The sequence below is a fragment of the Streptomyces sp. NPDC054834 genome, assembly GCF_053611185.1.
On the sequence record NZ_JBSGZV010000044.1, the window covers coordinates 1 to 22,663 of the forward strand.

At 71.2% G+C, this 22,663-nt stretch carries 22 protein-coding genes and 4 pseudogenes; 7 read left to right on the plus strand and 19 right to left on the minus strand.

Annotated features, from left to right (window positions below):
• Nucleotides 1–72: 72 nt before the first annotated feature.
• The 7 genes from ACWGJM_RS38415 to ACWGJM_RS38445 all read right to left on the minus strand — a co-directional run bounded on the left by ACWGJM_RS38415 (nucleotide 73) and on the right by ACWGJM_RS38445 (nucleotide 6,865).
• Entirely contained in the window at nucleotides 73–849 is a 777-nt protein-coding gene (locus ACWGJM_RS38415; RefSeq protein ID WP_453416386.1) for a DUF3159 domain-containing protein, read from the minus strand.
• A gap of 3 nt (nucleotides 850–852) precedes the next feature.
• On the minus strand, nucleotides 853–1,251 hold the full coding sequence (locus tag ACWGJM_RS38420; RefSeq protein WP_361799872.1) for an OB-fold nucleic acid binding domain-containing protein: 399 nt from the start codon (nucleotides 1,249–1,251) through the stop codon (nucleotides 853–855).
• 231 nt (nucleotides 1,252–1,482) lie between these two features.
• Entirely contained in the window at nucleotides 1,483–2,169 is a 687-nt protein-coding gene (locus ACWGJM_RS38425; protein WP_453416387.1) for a response regulator, read from the minus strand.
• Entirely contained in the window at nucleotides 2,166–4,721 is a 2,556-nt protein-coding gene (locus ACWGJM_RS38430) for an ATP-binding protein (protein ID WP_453416388.1), read from the minus strand. The genes ACWGJM_RS38425 and ACWGJM_RS38430 overlap by 4 nt, the downstream gene beginning before the upstream one ends.
• A gap of 212 nt (nucleotides 4,722–4,933) precedes the next feature.
• Nucleotides 4,934–5,704, minus strand: a complete 771-nt coding sequence (locus ACWGJM_RS38435; protein WP_453416389.1) for a DUF3710 domain-containing protein — start codon at nucleotides 5,702–5,704, stop codon at nucleotides 4,934–4,936.
• 1 nt (nucleotide 5,705) lies between these two features.
• Nucleotides 5,706–6,275, minus strand: a complete 570-nt coding sequence (gene dut / locus ACWGJM_RS38440; RefSeq protein ID WP_453416390.1) for a dUTP diphosphatase — start codon at nucleotides 6,273–6,275, stop codon at nucleotides 5,706–5,708.
• 5 nt (nucleotides 6,276–6,280) lie between these two features.
• Nucleotides 6,281–6,865: a PaaI family thioesterase gene (locus tag ACWGJM_RS38445; protein ID WP_453416391.1), complete on the minus strand. Its 585-nt coding sequence runs from the start codon at nucleotides 6,863–6,865 to the stop codon at nucleotides 6,281–6,283.
• Between the two features lie 58 nt (nucleotides 6,866–6,923).
• Between ACWGJM_RS38445 and ACWGJM_RS38450 the strand changes: the two genes are divergently transcribed.
• Nucleotides 6,924–7,388: a DUF3093 domain-containing protein gene (locus ACWGJM_RS38450; RefSeq protein WP_453416392.1), complete on the plus strand. Its 465-nt coding sequence runs from the start codon at nucleotides 6,924–6,926 to the stop codon at nucleotides 7,386–7,388.
• Nucleotides 7,389–7,397: 9 nt separating this feature from the next.
• On the opposite strand, the gene ACWGJM_RS38455 is transcribed toward ACWGJM_RS38450, so the two are convergent.
• From ACWGJM_RS38455 to ACWGJM_RS38470, 4 genes are all read right to left on the minus strand, one after another.
• Complete coding sequence (locus tag ACWGJM_RS38455) at nucleotides 7,398–8,318, minus strand: hypothetical protein (RefSeq protein ID WP_453416393.1); 921 nt, start codon at nucleotides 8,316–8,318, stop codon at nucleotides 7,398–7,400.
• A 13-nt stretch (nucleotides 8,319–8,331) separates the two neighbouring features.
• Nucleotides 8,332–8,628 carry a DUF4193 domain-containing protein gene (locus ACWGJM_RS38460; protein WP_003993510.1) on the minus strand — a complete coding sequence of 99 codons (297 nt, stop codon included), beginning with the start codon at nucleotides 8,626–8,628 and terminating at the stop codon, nucleotides 8,332–8,334.
• A 396-nt stretch (nucleotides 8,629–9,024) separates the two neighbouring features.
• Entirely contained in the window at nucleotides 9,025–10,332 is a 1,308-nt protein-coding gene (locus ACWGJM_RS38465) for a sensor histidine kinase (protein WP_453416394.1), read from the minus strand.
• 5 nt (nucleotides 10,333–10,337) lie between these two features.
• Nucleotides 10,338–10,991, minus strand: coding sequence for a response regulator transcription factor (locus ACWGJM_RS38470; protein ID WP_003993508.1), 654 nt, complete (start codon nucleotides 10,989–10,991; stop codon nucleotides 10,338–10,340).
• Between the two features lie 418 nt (nucleotides 10,992–11,409).
• Here ACWGJM_RS38470 and ACWGJM_RS38475 point away from each other — a divergent pair, with 418 nt between their 5' ends.
• The gene (locus ACWGJM_RS38475; protein ID WP_165955390.1) at nucleotides 11,410–11,583 is read left to right on the plus strand and encodes a hypothetical protein; all 174 of its coding nucleotides are present in this window, start codon (nucleotides 11,410–11,412) and stop codon (nucleotides 11,581–11,583) included.
• A gap of 101 nt (nucleotides 11,584–11,684) precedes the next feature.
• Here ACWGJM_RS38475 and ACWGJM_RS38480 read toward each other — a convergent pair whose 3' ends face one another.
• Together ACWGJM_RS38480 and ACWGJM_RS38485 are read right to left on the minus strand one after the other, a co-directional pair.
• The gene (locus ACWGJM_RS38480) at nucleotides 11,685–12,500 is read right to left on the minus strand and encodes an inositol monophosphatase family protein (protein WP_453416395.1); all 816 of its coding nucleotides are present in this window, start codon (nucleotides 12,498–12,500) and stop codon (nucleotides 11,685–11,687) included.
• Between the two features lie 8 nt (nucleotides 12,501–12,508).
• Nucleotides 12,509–13,636, minus strand: a complete 1,128-nt coding sequence (locus ACWGJM_RS38485; RefSeq protein ID WP_453416396.1) for a ferrochelatase — start codon at nucleotides 13,634–13,636, stop codon at nucleotides 12,509–12,511.
• Between the two features lie 173 nt (nucleotides 13,637–13,809).
• Between ACWGJM_RS38485 and ACWGJM_RS38490 the strand changes: the two genes are divergently transcribed.
• From ACWGJM_RS38490 to sepH, 3 genes are all read left to right on the plus strand, one after another.
• Nucleotides 13,810–15,048, plus strand: a complete 1,239-nt coding sequence (locus ACWGJM_RS38490) for an MFS transporter (RefSeq protein WP_453416397.1) — start codon at nucleotides 13,810–13,812, stop codon at nucleotides 15,046–15,048.
• The gene (locus ACWGJM_RS38495; protein ID WP_453416398.1) at nucleotides 15,008–16,336 is read left to right on the plus strand and encodes a D-arabinono-1,4-lactone oxidase; all 1,329 of its coding nucleotides are present in this window, start codon (nucleotides 15,008–15,010) and stop codon (nucleotides 16,334–16,336) included. The genes ACWGJM_RS38490 and ACWGJM_RS38495 overlap by 41 nt, the downstream gene beginning before the upstream one ends.
• A gap of 414 nt (nucleotides 16,337–16,750) precedes the next feature.
• Nucleotides 16,751–17,785 carry a septation protein SepH gene (gene sepH / locus ACWGJM_RS38500; protein WP_453416399.1) on the plus strand — a complete coding sequence of 345 codons (1,035 nt, stop codon included), beginning with the start codon at nucleotides 16,751–16,753 and terminating at the stop codon, nucleotides 17,783–17,785.
• Between the two features lie 80 nt (nucleotides 17,786–17,865).
• Here sepH and ACWGJM_RS38505 read toward each other — a convergent pair whose 3' ends face one another.
• Nucleotides 17,866–18,717 (minus strand): sulfurtransferase, encoded by an 852-nt coding sequence (locus ACWGJM_RS38505; protein ID WP_453416400.1) that lies wholly within the window; start codon nucleotides 18,715–18,717, stop codon nucleotides 17,866–17,868.
• Between the two features lie 254 nt (nucleotides 18,718–18,971).
• On the opposite strand from ACWGJM_RS38505, the gene ACWGJM_RS38510 reads away from it, so the two are divergent.
• Nucleotides 18,972–19,778, plus strand: a complete 807-nt coding sequence (locus tag ACWGJM_RS38510) for a VOC family protein (RefSeq protein WP_453416401.1) — start codon at nucleotides 18,972–18,974, stop codon at nucleotides 19,776–19,778.
• Between the two features lie 46 nt (nucleotides 19,779–19,824).
• Here ACWGJM_RS38510 and ACWGJM_RS38515 read toward each other — a convergent pair.
• The 5 genes and pseudogenes from ACWGJM_RS38515 to ACWGJM_RS38535 form a co-directional block, all read right to left on the minus strand.
• A pseudogene (locus tag ACWGJM_RS38515) lies at nucleotides 19,825–19,998 on the minus strand (SDR family oxidoreductase); the annotation flags it as partial.
• Nucleotides 19,999–20,072: 74 nt separating this feature from the next.
• Nucleotides 20,073–20,147: pseudogene (locus ACWGJM_RS38520) on the minus strand (hypothetical protein); the annotation flags it as partial.
• Between the two features lie 11 nt (nucleotides 20,148–20,158).
• Nucleotides 20,159–20,368, minus strand: a complete 210-nt coding sequence (locus tag ACWGJM_RS38525) for a transposase (protein WP_453416402.1) — start codon at nucleotides 20,366–20,368, stop codon at nucleotides 20,159–20,161.
• 297 nt (nucleotides 20,369–20,665) lie between these two features.
• A pseudogene (locus ACWGJM_RS38530) lies at nucleotides 20,666–21,284 on the minus strand (transposase); the annotation flags it as partial.
• A gap of 29 nt (nucleotides 21,285–21,313) precedes the next feature.
• Complete coding sequence (locus ACWGJM_RS38535; protein WP_453416403.1) at nucleotides 21,314–21,922, minus strand: TetR/AcrR family transcriptional regulator; 609 nt, start codon at nucleotides 21,920–21,922, stop codon at nucleotides 21,314–21,316.
• A gap of 93 nt (nucleotides 21,923–22,015) precedes the next feature.
• On the opposite strand from ACWGJM_RS38535, the pseudogene ACWGJM_RS38540 reads away from it, so the two are divergent.
• A pseudogene (locus tag ACWGJM_RS38540) lies at nucleotides 22,016–22,357 on the plus strand (SDR family NAD(P)-dependent oxidoreductase); the annotation flags it as partial.
• Nucleotides 22,358–22,663 lie beyond the last annotated feature (306 nt).

Consider the following 22,663-nt stretch of genomic DNA (forward strand, 5'->3'; position numbering starts at 1 on the left):
ATGGGGGCGCCCAGAGATCTCTGGGCGCCCCCATCCTCGTACGGAAGCTGTGGGCGGCTCGCTGCGCCGCCGCTAGGCCTCGCGGCGGTGCCGGCCCGCGCTGGGCGCTTCGCCGCGCTCCGTGGCCGCCGCGGCCTGCCGCTCCTTCTCGGCCCGCTCCTCGGCCTCCATCTCCGCGAACACGTCGATCGGCGCGGGCGCCTTCGCGAGGAAGACCCAGGTGAGCCAGACGGCCAGCAGGAAGGGCGGGATCTTCAGGGCCACCAGCACCCAGCCGAGCTGCGCCGTGTTGGCCCACCAGTACAGCGGGAAGAGGATCGCGCACTTGGCCAGCAGGATCAGGCCCCAGGCCCAGCTGGCCTTGGCGTAGGCCGTCTTGCGCCCGGGGTTGCGGGTGCGCCAGGAGAGGTTCTCCTTGAAGACCGGGCCGAGGATCAGGCCGATCAGGGGGACCCCGGCGAGCGTCGTGATGATGTATGCCAGGGCCAGGCCCAGCGTGTACAGCATGCCGGGGAGGTAGAAGTCCTTGGCGTTGCCCGTGAACATCGCGAAGACGACACCGAAGGCGACACCGAAGACACCGCTGAAGGCGTGCTTCACGGTGTCCTTCATCGCCAGCCGGACCACGACCAGGACCAGGGACACGGCCAGCGCGGCGATCGCGGACCAGTGCAGATCCTTGTTGATCGTGAAGATGGTGACGAAGAGGAGACCGGGCAGGACGGTCTCGACCATGCCCCGGACACCGCCGAACGCCTCGAACAGCGCGGCCTCGGTCACCGCCCGCGCGTCGTCCGTCCGAGCCTCGTCCGCCTGTGTGTCTTCGGTCGGCTTGTCGAGTGACGTCACCGGCTACTCCCGTCCGAGGGGTCGCAGTTCGTACTTGGGGTTGAACAGCACCCGGCGGCCCCGGCTCATCGAGATCCGGCCCGATGCGATGAGCCTGCGCCCCGGTTCTATGCCCACGATGGAGCGCCTGCCCAGCCACACCACGTCCAGCGCGGCGGAGCCGTCGAACAGTTCGGCCTCCAGGGCCGGGACCCCGGCGCGCGGCCGCAGGGTGACCGTGCGCAAGGTACCAGTTACGGTGACGATCTGCCGGTCCTGGCAGTCACCGATCCGGGTACAGCCCGCGGTGTCGGCGTCCTCCCTGAGCTCCTCCGACTCCAGGTCCTCCTGTGACGAGGAAAGCCGGTCGAGCATGCGCCGGAACCGGCCGGCCGGCTTTTCGGAACGAGGAACAGCGCTCATGCCTGAAAGCGTACCGGGGCACACTGACGGCCACGTAATCCCCGGCCGCGCCCCACTTCTGGAAGCGGTAGCCCATCCCCGGCTCGCTGATGCCGCATCCCCCGGCGGACAACCCCCGGACCCCCGGCAGCACTACAACCGCGCCACACCTCGCGAAGCGGTAGCCCACCCCGGCTCCGCGACACCGCACCCCCCGAGGACACCCCCCGGCCCCAGCACCTCTGCCGCGCCTCACTTCTCGAAGCGGTAGCCCATCCCCGGCTCGGTGATGAAGTGCTTCGGGTGGGAGGGGTCCGCCTCGAGTTTTCTGCGGAGTTGGGCCATGTAGACGCGCAGGTAGTTCGTCTCCGTCCCGTACGACGGGCCCCACACCTCCTGAAGCAGCTGCTTCTGGCCGACCAGTCGGCCGGTGTTGCGGACCAGCACCTCCAGCAGATGCCACTCGGTGGGCGTCAGGCGGACGTCCCTGCCGCCCCGGTGGACCTTCTTCGCGGACAGGTCGACGGTGAACTGCTCGGTCTCCACCGTGGTCACGTCGTCCTCGCCGGAGCCGACCGGCTCGGCCCGGCGGACGGCGGCCCGCAGCCGGGCGAGGAGCTCGTCCATGCCGAACGGCTTGGTGACGTAGTCGTCGGCGCCCGCGTCCAGCGCCTCGACCTTCTCGTCGGAGGAGTGCCGGGCGGACAGCACCAGGATCGGCACCCGGGTCCAGCCGCGCAGGCCCCTGATGACCTCGACGCCGTCCATGTCGGGCAGGCCCAGGTCCAGGACGACCACGTCGGGGTGGCGGGAGGCGGCGAGGTCGAGCGCGGTCCTGCCGTCGGGGGCGGCGTCGACCTCGTACTTGCGCGCCTTGAGGTTGATCACGAGCGCGCGCGTGATCTGCGGCTCGTCGTCGACCACCAGGACACGGGTCATGAATTCTGCCTTTCGCGGTGTGCGGTGCCTTCCCCCGCGGGGAGGAGCTCGGGACGCGATCCTGCCGCGCGGAGGGTGAGGACCATGGTGAGGCCGCCGCCGGGCGTGTCCTCGGCGTTCAGGGCGCCGCCCATCGCCTCGGCGAAGCCGCGTGCGACCGCGAGGCCGAGGCCGACGCCGGCGCCGCGCGGAGCGTCCCCGTACCGCTGGAAGGGCTCGAAGATGCGGTCCTTGGCCTCGTCGGGGACGCCGGGTCCGCGGTCCACCACCCGCACCTCCACCCGGTCGGCGATGGCACTGGCGGCGACCAGGACGGGCCGTTCCGGGGGGCTGTACTTGACGGCGTTCTCCACCAGGTTCGCCACCGCCCGCTCCAGCAGCCCGGGGTCGACGGCGACCATGGGCAGGGTCTCGGGGACGTCCAGCTCGGCGCTGCCCTCCGGGACACCGCCCAGCGCCATCGGGACCACCTCGTCGAGGTCGATCTCGCGGATGAGCGGGGTGACCGTGCCGGTCTGGAGGCGGGACATGTCGAGCAGGTTGCCCACCAGATGGTCGAGCCGGTCGGCGCCCTCCTCGATGCCCGCCAGCAGCTCCGCCTGGTCCTCCTCGGACCACGCCACGTCGTCCGAGCGCAGCGAGGAGACCGCCGCCTTGATGCCGGCCAGCGGGGTGCGCAGGTCGTGGCTGACGGCGGCCAGCAGCGCGGTGCGGATGCGGTTGCCCTCGGCCAGTTCCTTGGCCTGGTCGGCCTCCTCCTTCAGGCGCCTGCGGTCCAGGACGACGGCGGCCTGCGCCGCGAAGGCGGCCAGCACCCGGCGGTCCTCGGCGGGCAGCACCCGGCCGGTCAGCGCGAGCGCCATGTGATCCCCGACCGGCATGTCCACGTCCGCCTCGTCCGGCCGCTCCACGGGCCGCCCGGCGCCCACCCGGCCCGCACACGTCCACGGGTCGACGTCGCCGGCCCGTTCCAGCAGGGCCGCCGACTCCATCCCGAAGGTCTCCCGGACCCGCTCCAGCAGCTCCTCCAGGCCCGTCTCGCCGCGCAGCACGTTGCCCGCGAGGAAGGAGAGGATCTCCGACTCTGCGCGCAGCCGCGCCGCCTGGTGGGTACGCCGGGCCGCGAGGTCCACCACGGAGGCCACCGAGACGCCGACGGACACGAAGATCACGATGGCGACGATGTTCTTCGGGTCGGCGATCGTCCAGCGGTGCAGGGGCGGTGTGTAGAAGTAGTTCAGCAGCAGGGAACCCACCGCCGCCGAGGCCAGGGCGGGGAAGAGGCCGCCGAGCAGGGCCGCGGCCACCGTCACCGTCAGGAACAGCAGCATGTCGTTGGCGAGGCCCAGGTGGACGGTGTTGAGCAGCACCGCCAGGACCGCCGGGCCGACCACGCCGACCAGCCAGCCCCACACCAGCCGCGAGCGGCCGAGGCGGGCGCCTCGGGCCACGGGCAGCCCGCGTCCCCTGGCGACCTCGTCGTGGGTGACGATGTGCACGTCCAGGTCGGGACCGGAGTCCCGGGCGACCGTGGCACCGACGCCGGGTCCGAAGACGTACTGCCAGGTCTTGCGCCGGGAGGAGCCCAGCACGATCTGGGTGGCGTTGACCCCGCGCGCGAAGTCCAGCAGGGCGGCGGGGATGTCGTCGCCGACGACCTGGTGGAAGGTGCCGCCGAGGTCCTCGACGAGGGTGCGCTGGACGGCGAGCTCCTTGGGGGAGGCGGAGGTGAGCCCGTCGCTGCGGGATATGTAGACGGCGAGCACCTCGCCGCCGGCGCCCTTCTCGGCCAGCCGTGCGGCGCGCCGGATCAGGGTCCGGCCCTCCGGGCCGCCGGTCAGGCCCACCACGATCCGCTCCCGCGAGCCCCATATCGCCGAGACCCGGTGCTCGCTGCGGTACTGCTTCAGGTACTCGTCGACCCGGTCGGCCACCCACAGCAGCGCCAGCTCGCGCAGGGCGGTCAGGTTCCCCGGCCGGAAGTAGTTGGAGAGTGCGGCGTCCACCTTGTCGGGCTTGTAGATGTTGCCGTGTGCCATGCGCCGGCGCAGCGCCTCCGGGGACATGTCGACCAGCTCGATCTGGGCCGCGCGCCGTACCACCTCGTCCGGTACGGTCTCCTGCTGCCGTACGCCCGTTATGGACTCCACGACGTCGCCGAGCGACTCCAGGTGCTGGATGTTGACCGTCGAGACCACGTCGATCCCGGCGGCGAGCAGTTCCTCAACGTCCTGCCAGCGCTTGGCGTTGCGGGAACCGGGGACGTTCGTGTGGGCGAGCTCGTCGACCAGGGCGACGGCGGGGGCCCGCCGCAGGACCGCGTCCACGTCCATCTCGGTGAAACGGCCACCCCGGTACTCCAGCTCCCTGCGCGGCACCCGTTCGAGCCCGTGCAGCATCACCTCGGTGCGCGGCCGCTCGTGGTGCTCGACGAAGCCCACGACGCAGTCGGTGCCCCGCTCGATCCGGCGGTGCGCCTCGGACAGCATGGCGTACGTCTTGCCCACGCCCGGCGCCGCGCCGAGATAGATCCGAAGCTTGCCGCGTGCCATGGCCCCATTGTCTTCCGGTGACTACCGCCTACGCAGCGTCGACCCTACGGCCATCGGTCCCGGCGAACGGGAGGAGAACCGGTACGGGGGGCATCTTTGACGCAACCCTGATGGGGTGAACCGGCGCGTTCCCGTGCCCAGCACGCCGGGACGCGCGAGGGGCCGCACCCCGAACCGGGATGCGGCCCCTCGCGTTGTGTGTACGGGGACGTCTAGCGGACCTCGGTGATCTCCGGCCCGCGCTGCAACTGCCCCATGCCGCCGGAGAAGCGGGAGCCGCTCTCGTCCTGCTGGAGGCCCTCGGGCACCATCTGGGCGTCGTTCGGCAGCTTCAGGACGATCGGGTCGCGCGGCGCCATCGGGCCCTCGCCACGCACCACGACCGTGTCCCGGAAGATCTGCTCGAGCAGCCCGGCCGCCTGCGGCTGCACCGCGCCCTGGCCCGAGATCACGCCGCGCAGGAACCAGCGGGGCCCGTCCACGCCGACGAACCGGACGACCTGGAAACCGCCCGTGCCGTCCGGCAGCTGCACCGGCACCTGGGCGCGCAGCTCCCAGCCGAGCGGCCCCTCGACCTCGTCGATGATGCCACCCTGCTGGGTGATACCGGTCCCGATCTCCTCGCGTACCTCGCCCCAGATGCCCTCTCGCTTGGGCGCGGCGAAGGCCTGTAGCTGGATGGCGCTGTCGCGCAGTACGACGGTCGCCGCGACGATCGCGTCGCCCGCGACCTCGACCCTGAGCTCCATGCCGTCGACGCCCGGCACGAACAGACCGCCCAGGTCCACCCGGCCCTCGGCCGGGTCGCGCACCTCGGAGCTGTCCCAGGGCCCGTCGGGCCGCGGCTCCGGCTCGAGCCGGACGCGCTCGCGCTCGGCCTCTTCCACTTCCCCGTCCGCCTCGGTGTCGACGCTGTCGACGACCTGCTCGGCCTCGCCGGCCGCGTCCTCGGCGGCACCCTTCTTCTTGCGACGTCCGAACACGTCACTGTCCTTCCCGGTCGGATACGACCGAAGCGTATCGATACCCACCCGTCCGGCCGCCCTCGGCGGCCCGACCGCTTGTGCCGCTCACGTCGCCCACCGCGGCATGACCGCCGGTGGACCCGAAGCCCCCCTCGGCCCGCGCCGAGTCGGGAAGCTCCGCCACCTCCTGGAAGCGGACCCTCTCGACCTGCTGGACGACCAGTTGGGCGATCCGGTCGAAGCGCTCGAACCGTACGCTCTCGCGCGGGTCGAGGTTCACCACGATCACCTTGATCTCCCCACGGTACCCGGCATCAACCGTCCCCGGGGCATTCACCAGGGCGACACCGCAGCGGGCGGCGAGACCGGATCGCGGGTGCACGAAGGCCGCGTACCCCTCCGGGAGGGCGATGGACACTCCCGTGGGCAGGACGGCGCGCTCGCCGGGCGCCAGTTCGCATGCCTCGGTGGTGCGCAGGTCGGCTCCCGCGTCACCGGGGTGCGCGTACGCCGGGAGCGGTACGTCGGGGTCGACGCGGCGGATCGGCACGTGAACGGGGTCGCGGTCGGCGGGGGGCTCGGGGCTCATGGGGGTCACGGGTTCACCTCGAAGGCGCGGGCGCGCCGGATCCGGTCGGGGTCGTCCATGGCGGCCCTGATCTCTTCGGGGCGGCCGTTGTCGACGAAGTGCTGAACCTCGACCTCGATGAAGAGCGCGTCGGCGCGGAGGGCGACGGGGCCGTCGGGGCCGCCGATCCGGCCGGTGGCGGTGGAGTAGATCTTCCGCCCGGCGACGGCGGTCACCTCGGCCTCCAGATGGAGCGTGGTCCCCACGGGCACGGGCCGTACGAAGTCCGTCTCCAGCCGTCCGGTCACGGCGATGGTCCGCAGCAGCCAGTTCAGCGAGCCGAGGGTCTCGTCGAGGGCGGTGGCGAGTACCCCGCCGTGCGCGAGGCCCGGGGCGCCCTGGTGGGCGGGCTGCACGGTGAACTCGGCGGTCAGGGACACGCCCTCGCCGGCGCGGGCCGCCAGGCGCAGCCCGTGCGGCTGCTCGCCGCCGCAGCCGAAGCACTGGCCGTAGTGGGCACCGAGGAGCTCGCCGGGTGCGGGAGCTTCGGGGTGCCGAACGGGTTTCACGGCGTCGGCCGGGGGCTGAAGGACTGGGGAACCACCACTCACAGCCGCAGACCTTACCCGCGCGTCGGGGGTGTCCGTTCACCGTGCCAAGCTTGGCTCCATGCAGCTCTCCGCCGCCCCGTACGACGAACGCCTCACCGCTCCCCGCTCCTGGTGGCTGATCAGCTTCCTGGTGGGGATCGCCTTCGCCCTGGTCCTGCTGCCCTTCGGCCCCCTGCCGCTGCTCGGCGGCCTGGTCGGCGGCACGGCCGCGGCGGCCGTCGTCGCGAGCTCCTACGGCTCGGTCCGGATCCGTGTCGTGGGCGACTCGCTGATCGCGGGCGAGGCGAAGATCCCGGTGACGGCGCTGGGCGACGCGGAGTTCCTGGACGCGGAGGAGGCCCGGGCCTGGCGCACCTACAAGGCCGACACCCGCGCCTTCCTCCTGCTGCGGGCCTACATCCCCACGGCCCTTCGCGTCGAGGTCACCGATCCGGCGGACCCGACGCCGTACCTGTACCTGTCGACCCGGGATCCGGAAGGGCTCGCGGCCGCGATCGCGGCGGCGCGGGAGGCCGTGGCGTAGGGCGCCCGGTCAGTCCTCGAGTTCCTTGGCGATGTCCCCGATCGCCAGCGGGTCGGCGGGGGGCTCCAGCGGTGGCAGCGCGGTCAGCGCGTCCCACGGCACCTGGATCTTGCGCAGGTCGGTCCGGATCCGTGCCGCCAGTCTCTTGGTGTCGCGGCGGTTCATGACCGCCCCGACGGCGGCGCCGACCATGAAGGGCATCAGGTTGGGCAGGTCGCGCACCGTCCGCTTCATGACCTGCTGGCGCAGCCGGCGCTTCATCGGGCCCCCGAGGGCCGTGTTGATCGTCGACGGCTTCATCACGTCGATGCCGCGCTCCTCCGACCAGGAGGCCAGATACGCGGTACTGCGGGCCTTGAGACTGCCCGGCGGCCGTACGCCGTAGACCTCGTGGAGTTCGGCGATGAGCTTGAGCTCGATCGCCGCGACCCCGGTGATCTCCGCGGCCAGCTCGGTGGGCATCGCGAGCGGCACCGGCAGCATCGCCGCCGCACCGATCCCGGCCCCGACCGTGGAGGTCGCGTTCGCGGCGCCCGCCACGAGCTTGTCGGCGAGCTGCTCGGGCCCGAGGCCCGGGAACTGCCGGCGCAGCGTCGCGAGGTCGCGTACGGGGATCCGCGGGGCGATCTCGATGATCCGGTCGGTGACGTAGGCAAGCCCCGCTCTGGCGCGGCTGCCGCCCTTGCGGGTGCCTTGACGGGCTCTTTCCCGGGCCTTCTCCCGGATCGCCGCGGCCCGCCGCAGGGCGACGGCCGCGGTTCGCCGTGCGGACGCCGGGAGGTCACCCCGGTCGGCCACCGGTTCGAGCGAGGCTCCCGTTACGGGCGAGCCCCGCTCGTCGTCACGCGCGTCGTACAGGCCGTCGGACGGCCCCTGGTCCGCTCCCGGCAGGCGGAAACGGCGCTTCCGAGGTGGGGTCGAGCCAGTCACGGCCGACCCCGCCTCAGTCGCAGTCGCGGCAGATCGGCTGACCGTTCTTCTCGCGGGCCAGCTGGCTGCGGTGGTGCACCAGGAAGCAGCTCATGCACGTGAACTCGTCCTGCTGCTTCGGCAGGACCCGGACGGCCAACTCCTCGTTGGAGAGGTCGGCGCCGGGCAGCTCCAGGCCTTCTGCGGCCTCGAACTCGTCGACGTCCACGGCCGACGCGCTCTTGTCATTGCGCCGGGCCTTCAGCTCCTCAAGGCTGTCCGAATCGACGTCGTCGTCGGTCTTGCGTGGGGTGTCGTAGTCGGTTGCCATGTCGCTCTCCCCCTCTGGGTGTCTGCTGCGGTGTCTCCAGCGCACGTAACGCGTGAGAGGCCGGACTTGTGCCCGACCCGAGGCGGAGATTTTGCCTCACATCAAGGTCTGTTACTCAATCGACACCCAACCGGACCCCTCAAGAGTGATCGGCTGGGATGGCGATGGGGACCGTACACGGTCCAGGTGCCGCACCTCAAAGGCATCTCACCGTGTACTTCCCGTGATCAGGACCCCCGAAAACCCGGATTTTCCCGGCTTTCCACCAAGGTTCTTGATCACGGAGAGTAGATGGCCGGAATATTGCCCATGTGATCGATCACACACGGTGATGTGCGCCGGGCTGCCGGAAAATTCCGCGCAAAGCGAACATCACCGGGTGTGTCACGGGCCCGGTCAGATCGGCAGCGTGACCCGCATCACGAGACCGCCACCCTCCCTCGGCGTCGCCGAGATGTGGCCGCCGTGCGCGCGGGCCACGGACCGGGCGATCGACAGGCCCAGGCCCACGCCCTTGTCGCTGCCCGTGCGCTCCGTACGCAGCCGCCTGAAGGGCTCGAAGAGGTTGTCGATCTCGTACGCGGGCACGACCGGCCCGGTGTTCGAGACGACCAGCATCGCCTGCCCGTGCTGCACCTCCGTGACGACCTCGACCCAACCGCCCTCCCGTCGCCCGCCACCGCCCTTGTTCTGAAGCGCTTCGCGCTGCCCCTCCTCATTGGGCACGTTGTACCGCACGGCGTTCTGCACCAGGTTCAGCGCGATCCGCTCCAGCAGGACGCCGTTGCCCTGGACGACGGCCGGTTTGCGCTCGCCCCGGATACCGACGCCCTTGGCCTCGGCCTCGGCGTGCACCTGGTCGATGGCCTGCGAGGCGACCTCGGCCAGGTCCACGGGCTTGCGCTCGACGATCTGGTTGTCGCTGCGGGCGAGCAGCAGCAGGCCCTCCACGAGCTGCTCGCTGCGCTCGTTGGTGGCCAGCAGTGTCTTGCCGAGCTGTTGCAGCTCCACGGGCGCGCCCGGGTCCGAGAGGTGCACCTCCAGGAGCGTGCGGTTGATCGCCAGGGGCGTGCGCAGCTCGTGCGAGGCGTTGCCGACGAAGCGCTGTTGCGCCGTGAAGGCCCGCTGAAGCCGCTCCAGCATGTCGTCGAAGGTGTCCGCGAGCTCCTTGAGCTCGTCGTCCGGGCCGTCCAGCTCGATCCGGCGGGACAGGTCCGAGCCGGCCACCGCGCGCGCGGTGCGGGTGATCCGGCCGAGCGGCGACAGCACGCGGCCGGCCATGGCGTAGCCGAACGCGAAGGCGATCACGGCGAGGCCCAGCAGGGCCAGCAGCGAGCGGCTGAGCAGGTTGTCCAGGGCGGCCTGGCGCGAGTGGTCGATGCAGTCGCTGACCGCCGAGTTGAACTGTGTGAGCGTCAGGCCGGAGGCGTTGTTGACCGCGGGGCAGTCGGGGCTGGTGACCTTGATCTCGTTGCTGGCGCTCACGATCTTGAAGGGCGGCTGGTTGCCCGTGCTGATGGCCTGCGCGGCCAGCAGGTAGATGATCGACAGCAGCAGGATGCCGGCGATCAGGAACATGCCGCCGTACAGCAGTGTCAGCCGTATCCGGATGGTCGGGCGCAGCCAGGGGAACGGCGGCTCCGGCCTTCTGGGGTCCCAGGTGGGCTTCGGGGGCGCCTGCGTGGGCGTGGGCGTGGTGGCCACGGCCATCAGATCCGGTAGCCGGAGCCGGGGACGGTGACGATGACGGGCGGCTCGCCCAGCTTGCGGCGCAGCGTCATCACGGTCACACGCACCACGTTGGTGAACGGATCGGTGTTCTCGTCCCAGGCCTTCTCCAGCAGCTGCTCGGCGGAGACCACGGCACCCTCACTGCGCATCAGCACCTCCAGGACGGCGAACTCCTTCGGCGCGAGCTGGACCTCCTTGCCGTCGCGGAAGACCTCGCGGCGGTTGGGGTCCAGCTTGATGCCGGCGCGCTCCAGGACCGGCGGCAGCGGCACGCTGGTGCGCCGGCCCAGGGCGCGCACGCGCGCGATGAGCTCGCTGAACGCGAACGGCTTGGGCAGGTAGTCGTCGGCGCCGATCTCCAGGCCCTCGACGCGGTCGCTGACGTCACCCGAGGCGGTGAGCATCAGCACGCGCGTGGGCATGCCGAGCTCGACGATCTTGCGGCAGACGTCGTCGCCGTGCACCAGCGGGAGGTCGCGGTCGAGGACGACCACGTCGTAGTCGTTCACGCCGATGCGTTCCAGGGCGGCCGCACCGTCGTACACGACGTCGACGGCCATGGCCTCCCGGCGCAGTCCGGTGGCCACCGCATCGGCGAGCAGCTGCTCGTCCTCGACGACGAGTACGCGCACGTCGCTTGTCCTTCCTGTGTCCACCCGCGTAGCGCGCCAGAGCGCGCGCGGCAGGGGCCTTGACGGGGTTGTGTGACCTCCATCCTGCCCTTTTCCGCCATAAGTCGGCTGTAAGACAGCGGTGGCCCCGGTGGATCACGGGCTCCGGACGGGAATGCGAGATTTTCTCCTCCGGTTGAGGTTTCCACGGAAGAGAGCGGGGGGAGGACGGCTTTACACCCCGCGATCACGCTCTGCATGTGCCGCAGCACCATGTGGTACACCGCGATCCGCTTATCAGCAGAGTGGGCGTGGGTGTCCGGCACCGTCGCCGCCCAGCCCGGGCGGCGCTGGGCACCTACAGGAGACGTGATCGCCCCTTCCCGAACGGCACACCCCCGTGCCACCCGACCCACGACCCAGGACGAGGGGGCGCAGCATGGACGCTTTCACCGCAGGACTTCTGCAGCGCATAAGGACGACCGAGTCCGACCTGACGCGGGCTCGCGACGAGGGCGACGACTTCCTCGTCGAGGTGGAGCTGGCAGAGCTCGACGACCTGCGCCGCCTCGCCGCCGAACACGGTGTGGAGGTCGGCGCGCCCAGCGTCTGATCGGCCTGTGACACCCGTACGGCCTCACTGACCCGTACGACAGCAGGGCCCCGGCGAATCCAGCGCCGGGGCCCTGCTGCGTCTGTCGGTCGATACCGCGGTCAGTCGTGCCAGGCCCCGAAGTCCTCCAGCAGCCGCTGGAGGGGCTCGAAGACCCCCGGGGTGCCCGCGACTGTCAGGTCGCGTGACAGGCGCTCCCCGGGCCGTCCACCGGTCAGTGCGCCCGCCTCCCGGGCGATCAGGTCACCCGCGGCGACGTCCCAGGCGTTGAGCCCGCGCTCGTAGTACCCGTCCAGCCGGCCGCAGGCCACGTCGCAGAGGTCCACCGCCGCCGAGCCGCCGCGCCGGATGTCGCGCAGCCGCGGGATCAGCCTCGCGGCCACCTCGGCCTGGTGGGCACGGACCTCGGAGACGTAGTTGAAGCCCGTGGAGACCAGCGCCTGGTCCAGGGGCGGCGCGTGCCGGCAGGCCAGCCGGCGCTCACCGTCCCAGGCGCCGGTGGCCCAGGCCCCGCCGCCGCGTACCGAGTGGTACGTCTCGCCGCGCATCGGGGCGGCCACGACGCCGGCCACGGTCTCGCCGTCCTGTTCGGCCGCGATGGACACCGACCAGGTGGGCAGCCCGTACAGGTAGTTCACCGTGCCGTCGAGCGGGTCGATCACCCAGCGGATGCCGCTCGTGCCCTCGGTGGCGGCACCCTCCTCACCCAGGAAGCCGTCGTCGGGGCGGTGGGCCGAGATCAGGTCGGTGATCAGCTTCTCGGCCGCGATGTCCATCTCGGTGACGACGTCGATCGGGCTCGACTTGGTCGCGGCGACCGCGAGGTCGGCGGGGCGGCCGTCCCGCAGCAGCTCCCCCGCCCGGCGGGCGGCCTCCTGGGCGAGCCCCAGCAGGTCCGTGTGCAGGCTGTCGGTCACGGGGCTCCTCATGCGTAGGGGCTGTCGGCGCCCGCGGCGGCCGGGCGGGGGGCGCGGGCCGGGCAGCAGCCGACCGGGCAGACGTCGTGGCTCGCCCCGAGGGCCCCCAGGGCGCAGGGCGCGGTCTCCTGGCCGCGCTCGGCGGCGGCGCGCTCCACGATCAGGTCGCGGACCGCGGCGGCGAACCGCGGGTCGGCGCCGACGGTGGCCGAGCGGCGCACCGGCAGGCCCAGTTCCCCGGCCTTGGCCGTGGCCTCCGTGTCGAGGTCGTAGAGGACCTCCATGTGGTCGGAGACGAAGCCGATGGGCGCCATGACGACGGCCGGGACCCCCGACCCGTGCAGTTCCTCGAGGTGGTCGCAGATGTCCGGCTCCAGCCAGGGGATCTGCGGGGCACCGGAACGGGACTGGTAGACGAGCCGCCAGGGGTGGTCGACGCCGGTGCGCTCGCGGACCGCGTCGGCGATCAGCTGGGCCACGTCCAGATGCTGCTCGACGTACGCGCCGCCCTCGCCGTGGGCCTCGACGGGTCCTGAGGTGTCGGCGGAGGCGGTCGGGATGGAGTGGGTGGTGAAGGCGAGGTGGGCGCCGGCCCGGACGTCCTCGGGGAGGTCGGCGAGGGACTCGAGCACCCCGTCGATCATGGGCTGGAGGAAGCCCCGGTGGTTGAAGTAGTGGCGCAGCTTGTCGATCTTCGGCAGCTCCAGGCCCTCGGCCTCCAGCGCGGCCAGCGAGTCGGCTAGGTTCTCGCGGTACTGGCGGCAGCCCGAGTACGAGGCGTAGGCGCTGGTGGCGAGCACCAGGATGCGGCGGCGGCCGTCGGCGACCATCTCGCGCAGGGTGTCCGTCAGGTACGGGGCCCAGTTGCGGTTGCCCCAGTAGACCGGCAGGTCCAGGCCATGCTCGGCGAAATCCTTGCGCAGTGCGTCCAGCAGGGCGCGGTTCTGGCCGTTGATGGGGCTGACCCCGCCGAACAGGAAGTAGTGCTGCCCGACTTCCTTGAGGCGTTCCTTGGGGATGCCGCGCCCGCGGGTCACGTTCTCCAGGAAGGGGACCACGTCGTCCGGGCCCTCCGGGCCGCCGAACGAGAGCAGGAGCAGGGCGTCGTAGGGGGTGGCATCGAGCACGTCTGGCATGGCTCGATCCTGCCACCCGGCACTGACAGCCCGGAAACAGTGGAATGAAGAGTCGGGTTCCGGACGGTTTTCGGCCGGTTTCACCTCTGGCATTTCCGGGTGCATTAGGGTCACCTAACTCGTAAGCTGTATCAGCCGCATTCGCGCCTTACGTCCGAACACCGGAGACCCGCGTGCCCAGCCCCTACCGCGCCCTGTTCGCCGTCCCCGGCACCAAGGGCTTCTCCGCCGCGGGCTTCCTCGGCCGGATGCCGCTGTCGATGATGGGCATCGGCGTGGTCACGATGATCTCGCAGCTCACCGGGCGGTACGGGCTCGCGGGGGCCCTGTCCGCCGCCATCGCGATGTCCGCCGCCGCGATCGGGCCGCAGATATCCCGGCTGGTGGACCAGTACGGCCAGCGCAGGGTGCTGCGCCCGGCGACGCTGGGAGCGCTCGCCTCGACGGCCGGGCTGCTGCTGGCGGCGCACCTGGGGTGGCCGGACCCGGTGCTGTTCGTGTGCGCGGCCGGCATCGGCTGTGTGCCGAGCCTGGGCGCGATGGTCCGGGCCCGCTGGGCCGCGCTGTACCGGGGAACTCCCAAGCTGCACACGGCGTACTCGTTCGAGTCCGTGGTGGACGAGGTCTGCTTCATCTTCGGGCCGATCATCTCCATCGGCCTGTCCACGGCGTGGTTCCCCGAGGCGGGCCCGCTGCTGGCCGGCTGCTTCCTGGCGGCCGGGGTCTTCTGGCTGACCTCCCAGCGCGCCACCGAGCCCGAGCCGCACCCGCGCGAGCACCGGGGCGGCGGCAGCGCCCTGCGCTCCCCGGGCCTGCGGGTGCTGGTGGCCACCTTCGTCGCCACGGGAGCGATCTTCGGGGCGGTCGACGTGGTCACCGTCGCCTTCGCCGACGAGCGCGGTCACAAGGCCGCGGCCAGCGTGGTCCTGGCGCTGTACGCGGCGGGTTCCTGCACGGCCGGAGTGGTGTTCGGGCTGCTGCGCTTCGCGGGGGCGCCGGAACGCAGGTGGCTGCTGGGCATATGCGCGATGGCCGTGAGTATGATCCCCCTCCTACTGGTCGGAAACTTGTCGCTTCTGGCCGTGGCGCTGTTCGTTGCGGGTCTGTCCATCGCGCCGACGATGATCACGACGATGTCCCTCATCGAAGAGCACGTACCTCGCGCGCAGCTCACCGAGGGGATGACCTGGGTGAGCACCGGCCTGGCGGTCGGGGTCGCGCTCGGCTCCTCCGCGGCCGGCTGGGTGATCGACGCAGCCGGCGCGCACGCCGGGTACGGGGTTCCGGCGGTGTCCGGGGCCGTCGCGGTCGCGGTCGGTTTCCTCGGGTACCGCCGGCTCAGCAGGCCGGCTCCGGGTCGGGGAGGCACCCTTGAGCACCACAGCGAGCGGGAAGAACGGCACGTGGCGTAACTGGGGAGGCAACGTCGTCGCCCGTCCCGCGCGGGAGGTGACTCCCGCCTCGGTGGAGGAGCTGGCCGCGGCGGTGCGCCGGGCCGCCGAGGACGGCCTGAAGGTGAAGGCGGTCGGTACCGGGCACTCCTTCACCGCCATCGCGGCCACCGACGGTGTGTTGATCCGCCCTCAACTGTTGACCGGTATCCGCAACATCGACCGCGAGGCCATGACGGTCACCGTCGAGGCGGGCACCCCGCTCAAGAGACTCAACGTCGCCCTGGCCCGCGAGGGCCTGTCGCTGACCAACATGGGCGACATCATGGAGCAGACGGTCTCCGGCGCCACCAGCACCGGCACGCACGGCACCGGCCGGGAATCGGCCTCGATCGCCGCCCAGATCAAGGGCCTTGAGCTGGTCACGGCGGACGGGTCGGTGCTCACCTGCTCCGAGAAGGGGACCGACGAAGAACGCGCGGTGTTCGCGGCCGCCCGCATCGGCCTGGGCGCCCTGGGCATCGTCACCGCGATCACCTTCGCCGTGGAGCCGGTCTTCCTGCTCACGGCCCGCGAGGAACCGATGCCCTTCGACCGGGTGTTGGCCGAGTTCGACCAACTCTGGGCCGAGAACGAGCACTTCGAGTTCTACTGGTTCCCGCACACCGGGAACACCAACACCAAGCGCAACAACCGCAGCGCCGGACCGGAGAAGCCGATCGGGCAGTTGTCCGGCTGGTTCGAGGACGAGTTCCTCTCCAACGGCGTCTTCCAGGCGGCCAACTGGGTCGGCCGCGCGGTGCCCGCGACCATCCCGGCCATCGCCCGGATATCCAGCCGGGCGCTGTCCGCGCGGACGTACACGGACATCCCCTACAAGGTCTACACCTCGCCCCGCCGGGTGCGGTTCGTGGAGATGGAGTACGCCGTCCCGCGCGCGGCCCTGGCGGACACGCTGCGCGAACTCAAGGCGATGGTCGACCGTTCGAACCTCAGGATCAGCTTCCCGGTCGAGGTGCGCACCGCCCCCGCCGACGACATCACCCTGTCCACCGCCTCCGGACGGGACAGCGCCTACGTCGCCGTCCACATGTTCAAGGGCACCCCCTACCAGGCGTACTTCACCGCCGCCGAGCGCATCTTCACCGCGCACGAGGGGCGGCCGCACTGGGGCAAGGTGCACACGCGGGACGCCGCGTACTTCACCGAGGTCTACCCCCGGTTCGGCGAGTTCACGGCCCTGCGGGACCGGCTGGACCCGGACCGGCGGTTCCAGAACGACTACCTGCGGCGGGTGTTGGGGGCGTAGCCACGGCGAAATCACCGGTTCCGTTTCCGGGGATCGTGTGAAGCATGCCACGCCCGTGATCGCGAAAACCGCTTGCGGACGGCGGACTCCTGCCTCTTGTCAGAAGTTGGGCGGCGCGCCCATCCACGCACATGGTCCAAATGGAGTACTGTTGCGAGCCCTGGGACCGGTCTCCCGCCAGGGTGTCCGGGGGCCTTACAGGACCGCCGGGAGGGGGGCTAGTTGCACAGGGTGACGGAGTTGGTCACTTAGCGTTGCGAATTGGTAACCGTGCCATAACGGCGTTCCCGGGCCCGTGCCCGACACGCCGGGCAACTCGGCAAGGTTGTGGCAGGCTGCACCCGGGCAGGCCACACTCGACTAGCGGAAGCAGCGACGCACGTGACGTCGGCAGGCACCACCCGGGAGGTCCCCATGCCCGAACTGCGTGTCGTGGCCGTCTCCAATGACGGCACACGGCTGGTGCTGAAGGCTGCCGACTCTACGGAGTACACGCTTCCGATCGACGAACGCCTGCGCGCCGCCGTGCGCGGCGACCGGCCCCGCCTCGGCCAGATCGAGATCGAGGTGGAGAGCCATCTCCGCCCCCGTGACATCCAGGCGCGGATACGTGCGGGCGCGACCGCGGAAGAGGTCGCGCAGCTCGCCGGCATCCCCGTCGACCGGGTGCGGCGCTTCGAGGGTCCGGTACTGGCCGAGCGCGCCTTCATGGCCGAGCGGGCCCGCAAGACCCCGGTCCGCAGGCCCGGCGAGAACTCCGGTCCGCTGCTCGGCGAGGCCGTCCAGGAGCGCCTGTTGCTGCGCGGTGCCGAGAAGGACACCGTGCAGTGGGACTCCTGGCGCCGCGACGACGGCACCTGGGAGGTCCTGCTGGTCTACCGGGTCGCGGGCGAGCCGCACTCGGCGAGCTGGACGTACGACCCGCCCCGGCGGCTCGTCCAGGCCTTCGACGACGAGGCGCGCTCCCTGATCGGGGAGTCCGACGACCTCGGTTCGCCCGAGCCGAGCTTCCCCTTCGTGCCGCGCATCGCCAGACTGCCGCGCGACCGGCCGCTGGACCGCGCCCTGGACCGGGAGCGGCCCAGCCTGCCGTCGCAGGCGTCCGAGCCGGCCGAGGAGAGCACGGGCGAGCGCGACTCGCTGACCAGTCTGCTGGAGGCGGTGCCCAGCTTCCGGGGCGACCTGGTGGTCCCGGAGCGGCCCGCGGAGTCCACCGAGGAGCCACCGGAGACCGAACCGGAGGCGGAGGAACCCCCCGCCCCGGCGGCCTCGGCCGGTTCCGCCTACGCGGACGTCCTCATGCCCCGTTCGGTCGCCAGCCACCGCGACCGCCTGATCGGCGCCACCGACCGCCAGGCCGAGGCCGACGGGGTCCGCCCCGGACGCCGGGCCGCCGTTCCAAGCTGGGACGAGATCGTGTTCGGGACCCGGCGCAAGAAGCAGGAGTAGCGGACCGTACTGCCGTACCCGGAGGGGGCTTCCGCACCGGAAGCCCCCTCCGTTCGCTGTTTGCTCCGCCCGCGTTCGCCTTACTGCGGGTCGGGCCCCGTCGCCACCGGCCGGGACGGATCCGAGGACCACTCCGACCAGGAGCCCACGTACAGCGCCGCCGGGATGCCCGCGACCGCGAGGGCCAGTGCCTCGTGGGCCGCGGAGACACCGGAGCCGCAGTAGACGCCGACCTCGGCATCCTGCGACGCGCCGAGGTTCTTGAAACGGGCCCGCAACTCCTCGGCGGGCAGGAACCGGCCGTCCGCCGTCACGTTCTCGGTCGTCGGCGCGGACACGGCGCCCGGGACGTGCCCGCCGACCCGGTCGATGGGCTCCACGTCCCCCCGGTACCGCTCCGCCGCCCGGGCGTCGAGCAGCACGCCGGAGCGGGCCAGCGCGGCGGCGGCGTCCGCGTCGAGGAGTCCCCCGGGACCGGGCACCGGCTCGAAGTCGCCCTGGGCCGGGGCGGGTACGTCCGTCGAAAGGGGGCCCTCCCAGGCCGGCAATCCGCCGTCGAGGACCCGCACGTCCGGGTGACCCGTCCAGCGCAGCAGCCACCACGCACGCGCGGCCGCCCAGCCCTGCCCCCCGTCGTACACGACCACCGGCCGGCCCGGCGACACACCCGCCCGGCGCATCGCGGCGCCGAACTCCTCGATGTCCGGCAGCGGATGACGGCCGCGCTCCCCCGGCGCCGAGGCGAGTTCCGCGTCCAGGTCGACGAACACGGCACCGGGCAGATGCCCGGCCGCGTACTCGGCCCGCCCGTCGAAGGCCGGCGCCCCGGCCGCCTTGGCCACGCTGAGCTGCCAGCGGACGTCCAGCAGCACGGGCGGATTGGCCCCGGTCAAGTCGTGCGCGAGTTCCGTTGCGGTGATGATGGCTTTCATGGCGTCCATCCATACGTCAGGGGTGGCCGCGTCGTCCAGGTCCGACTACTCTGCTCCGCCGGACAGGTTCGATCACCAGGCGTACGGGATCGGGCACATGCTGTACATCCGATGAACACCTGGCGGCGCCGCCGTGGCACCGGGGGGCCACGCACGGGGCGGGCGTCGGCACGGGGCGTGCACACGGTCTGTGCACGTGGATGCGGGAAGCGGAAGCGACACGGCCACCGCGAGGGGCCGGGGAGAGAGTGACGATGACCGAGGCACGGGGGTCGGCCGGCCCGAACGGCGGCACGCACGGTCGGCGCGCGCCCGGCACACCCTGCTGGGTGAGTCTCATGGTGCACGGGCTGACCACGACCGAGGAGTTCTACGGGGAGCTCTTCGGCTGGGAGTTCGAGCCCGGCCCCCAGCAGCTCGGCCCGTATGTGCGGGCCCTGCTCGACGGGCGTCGGGTGGCGGGCATCGGCGAGCTGGCGTCGGACCTCGAACTGCCCACCGCCTGGACGCCTTACTTCGCCTCGGACGACGTGGACCTGACGGCCGAGACGGTACGGCTGTGCGGCGGCACCGTGGGCGTGGGCCCCTTGGACGCGGCCGACGACGGGCGGCTCGTCCTGGGTTCCGACACCTCGGGGGCCGTGTTCGGTGTCTGGCAGGGGGCGCCGGGGCATCCCGGCACAGCCGTCACCGGCGTCCACGGCACGCCGGCCTGGAACGAGCTGCTGACCTTCGAGACCGCGAGCGTCAGCAAGTTCTACACGACCGTGTTCGGCTACGAGGAGGAGCCGGAGGTCGCCGCCGGCTTCGACCACGTGACCCTGCGCCTGACGGACGGTCCGGTCGCCGGCATCCACGGTGTCGGCCACGCCCTGCCCCGGGACCGGGGCCCGCACTGGCTGACGTACTTCCAGGTCGACGACGCGGAAGACACGCTGCGGCAGGTGGCCGAACTGGGCGGCCGGGTCCTCGAACCGGCCCACGACACCGCGCACGGCCGGGTCGCGACGGTGACGGACCCGGAGGGAGCACCGTTCTCGGTGGTCCAGGATCCGCGCTAGCGCGGGCTGTCCAGCGGTCTGGTCAGCGGTCAGGTCAGCGGTCCGTTCAGGGGGAGGAGACGGGCAGGACCCTCCGGCCCCTGAACGCGCTGTGGATCGTCTGCCGCTCGGCGACCCCCTGGAAGCCCTTCTCCGGCATGCTCGACGAGCCAGGAGTACGGACGAGCCCTGGCGCCACGGCGTTGACCGTGATGCCGGAGGCACCGAGTTCGTTGGCGGCAGCCCGGGTGAGCCGACTGCCATCTTGAAGGCGACGTAGTGAGCGGCACCCGTTATCTGCGAACCGACGCTGCCGGACGTGATGTTGATGACTCGCCCCCGGCCCCGACGCTTCATGTGTGGGCCGAACACCTGGGTCGTGAGCAGCATCGACTCGACGTTTACGCCAACACGCGCGCAGCTACGAGTTCGGCCTGGTCCTCGCTGGTCGGGCCGGCCAGCCGTCCGTTGTCGATGAGGTGCTGCCGGCGCCAGACGTAGATCGTCTGCTCGCTGATGCCGAGGTCGTGGGCGATCTGCCGGATCGACCGGCCGGCCTCGACGAGGTCGAGGAGCTTGCGCCCGAACTCGGGTGGGTAACTGCGGGGCATGGAAGCCCCCTTGAGTGTCTGAAGCATCATCTGCCCAGCAAGGTGACTCCATCAGACCCGGGGCACATCACACCGCCGCATGCCCCGAGATACACCTGGTCCCCGGTGCCGTGATCGGACCTGCGACATCAGGCACACGGCAGCGAAGGCATGGCCGCGTCGAAGAACTCTTCGAGGGTGAGGTCGATCAACTCGGCCAGCGTGGCGATTCGCGGCCTGATTCCAGCGGTTGCGTGCCACCAAGAACACCGTCACCGCCGTACCGCGTCCGGCGCCACTGCCCGCAGCGATACATCCCCGAGCAGCAGCCCAGAGCACGTTGACGCGACGGCGGGCGAGAGCGAGCACGGCTTGGACGTGTCCCTTGCCTTCCGCACGTTTGCGTTCGTAGAACCGGCGGGACTCCTCGCAGTACCGGACGCTGAACAACGCCGAAGCGTAGAGGACGCACTGGAGACGGCGGTTGCATCTCCGAGGGCGTCGGCGATTGCCGCTGGTCTTGCCGGAGTCCCGAGGCACCGGTGCGACGCCGCCGAAGCCGGCGAGGCGGTCGGGAGTGCCACATACCGTCATGTCTCCGCCGGTCGCGGCCACGAACTCGGCACCCAGGATCCCGGAAGCGTGCCTCGATGCGTTTGTCGATCTCAGCAACCTGCTGGTTGAGGGCCATCATCTCCGTCGCCGGCGTGTGCACCATCTGGGCGGCCGGCCTTTCGCCGGCAGACTCGTGTGCTGGCGTCCGGCGGCCTGGGCGGCCGTCTCGGCGACCCGGTCGGCCGGACGCCTGGCGATTGCGGAGCCAGGTCTCGAGCCGCTTCCTCCCCATGCGGCGGATGGCTGCTGGCGTCTGGTAGCCGGTCAGCAGGGTGAGCGGTCCGGTGTTGATCAGGCACAGCCACCGTCCAGCCCCGGGAAAATGCCCGTGAGCTGGGCTCACACCGGGTCTCAGAAGAGTGGCCAGTTGCGCAGGGCGGCGTCGGCCATCTCCTGGAGTTCACCGCGGCCGACACCGCTCGCGGCTTGTACGGCGATGCCGTAGGCGAAGGTGGTGAGGTAGCGGGCCAATAGCCCCGGATCGGTCTGCGGAGGCAGGTCGCCGTCGTCGACGGCACGCTGGAACCGTTCCCGGATGCAGGAGTAGCCGTTGTTGCGCCAGGCAACGAGGAGGTCACGGACTTCCTGCCCGGAGTCGCTGGTGGTCAGGGCGCCCTGGACGCCCAGACACCCGTGGGGATTGGCCGGGCGGGTGGTGGTCCGAACGGTGCCGGCCAGGATCGCGGTGGCGACGTCGAGTGCGGTCGGCTCCTCCATGGCTCGGGCCAGGTATGCGCTCGGGCCTTCGGTGTAGCGCTCCAAAACCTTGCGGAACAGCTCCTCCTTGTTGCCGAAGGCTGCGTACATGCTGGTGGTGGAGATGCCCATCGCGTTCGTCAGGCAGGCCGTGCTGGCCCCCTCGTAGCCATGCTTCCAGAAGACCAGCATGGCGCGCTCGAGAGCTTCGTCGGCGTCGAAGCCTCGCGGTCGGCCTATAGGGCCGCTCTGTTTCGTCTCCACCCCCGCAGCCTACCTCTTCCGCAGCGATCGCTGCAGAAGTGCTAACGTTCGACTTCCGCAGCGATCGCTGCGGAAGTCGAAGGGGCTGCTCGCATGGGACTGCTTGAGGGAAAGACCGCTCACGTCACCGGGGGCAGCACCGGAATCGGCCTGGCCAGTGCCGTCCGGCCGGCGGCAGAGGACGCACACGTGTTGATCACCGGCCGACGCAAGACCGAGTTCGACGCGGCCGCCGAAGTGATCGGTTCAGCGGCTGCCGCGGTGACCGGCGACATCTCGAACCTGGCCGACCTGGACCGGCCCTACGTGACGATCCACAGCCGGGAACGGGGCCTGGACGTCCTGTTCGCCAATGCCTCCGTCGCCTCGCTCGCGCCGCTGGAGCAGATCACCGAGGACCACTTCGACACCCTCTTCGGCGGCAACGTCCGAGGCTGCTGAACTCGGGCCGTCAGCGCGCGCCGCACGCGCTGCGGATGCTCCAGAAACCGGCGATTTCGCAGTGGTGGCCGTACCTCTCAAAGTTGTCAACGATCTGCCCTATCGGTCTCAAGTGATTACCCAGAAGCCGTTGAACTCGTGACGCGGCTATACGACCAGTTCGGTTTCGACACCGTGGACAACAGTCCGCTGAGCGAATCCTGGCGCACTGCTCCCGGTCAGCCCGCCTGGCCGAGCTTGCGCATCAGACCCGCGACGAGCTGATGGCCAATCTGAAGAGAGCGCAGCGCATTAGCCAGG

What these genes read in the sequence shown, in the direction of transcription:
- dut (WP_453416390.1), bottom strand. Translation starts at nt 6,275, where the DNA reads ATGAGCCCCGAGCCCCCCGCCGACCGCGACCCCGTTCACGTGCCGATC.
- ACWGJM_RS38510 (WP_453416401.1), top strand. Translation starts at nt 18,972, where the DNA reads ATGACCGAGGCACGGGGGTCGGCCGGCCCGAACGGCGGCACGCACGGT.
- ACWGJM_RS38425 (WP_453416387.1), bottom strand. Translation starts at nt 2,169, where the DNA reads ATGACCCGTGTCCTGGTGGTCGACGACGAGCCGCAGATCACGCGCGCG.
- sepH (WP_453416399.1), top strand. Translation starts at nt 16,751, where the DNA reads ATGCCCGAACTGCGTGTCGTGGCCGTCTCCAATGACGGCACACGGCTG.
- ACWGJM_RS38505 (WP_453416400.1), bottom strand. Translation starts at nt 18,717, where the DNA reads ATGAAAGCCATCATCACCGCAACGGAACTCGCGCACGACTTGACCGGG.
- ACWGJM_RS38460 (WP_003993510.1), bottom strand. Translation starts at nt 8,628, where the DNA reads ATGGCAACCGACTACGACACCCCACGCAAGACCGACGACGACGTCGAT.
- ACWGJM_RS38430 (WP_453416388.1), bottom strand. Translation starts at nt 4,721, where the DNA reads ATGGCACGCGGCAAGCTTCGGATCTATCTCGGCGCGGCGCCGGGCGTG.
- ACWGJM_RS38525 (WP_453416402.1), bottom strand. Translation starts at nt 20,368, where the DNA reads ATGCCCCGCAGTTACCCACCCGAGTTCGGGCGCAAGCTCCTCGACCTC.
- ACWGJM_RS38420 (WP_361799872.1), bottom strand. Translation starts at nt 1,251, where the DNA reads ATGAGCGCTGTTCCTCGTTCCGAAAAGCCGGCCGGCCGGTTCCGGCGC.
- ACWGJM_RS38475 (WP_165955390.1), top strand. Translation starts at nt 11,410, where the DNA reads ATGGACGCTTTCACCGCAGGACTTCTGCAGCGCATAAGGACGACCGAG.
- ACWGJM_RS38450 (WP_453416392.1), top strand. Translation starts at nt 6,924, where the DNA reads ATGCAGCTCTCCGCCGCCCCGTACGACGAACGCCTCACCGCTCCCCGC.
- ACWGJM_RS38485 (WP_453416396.1), bottom strand. Translation starts at nt 13,636, where the DNA reads ATGCCAGACGTGCTCGATGCCACCCCCTACGACGCCCTGCTCCTGCTC.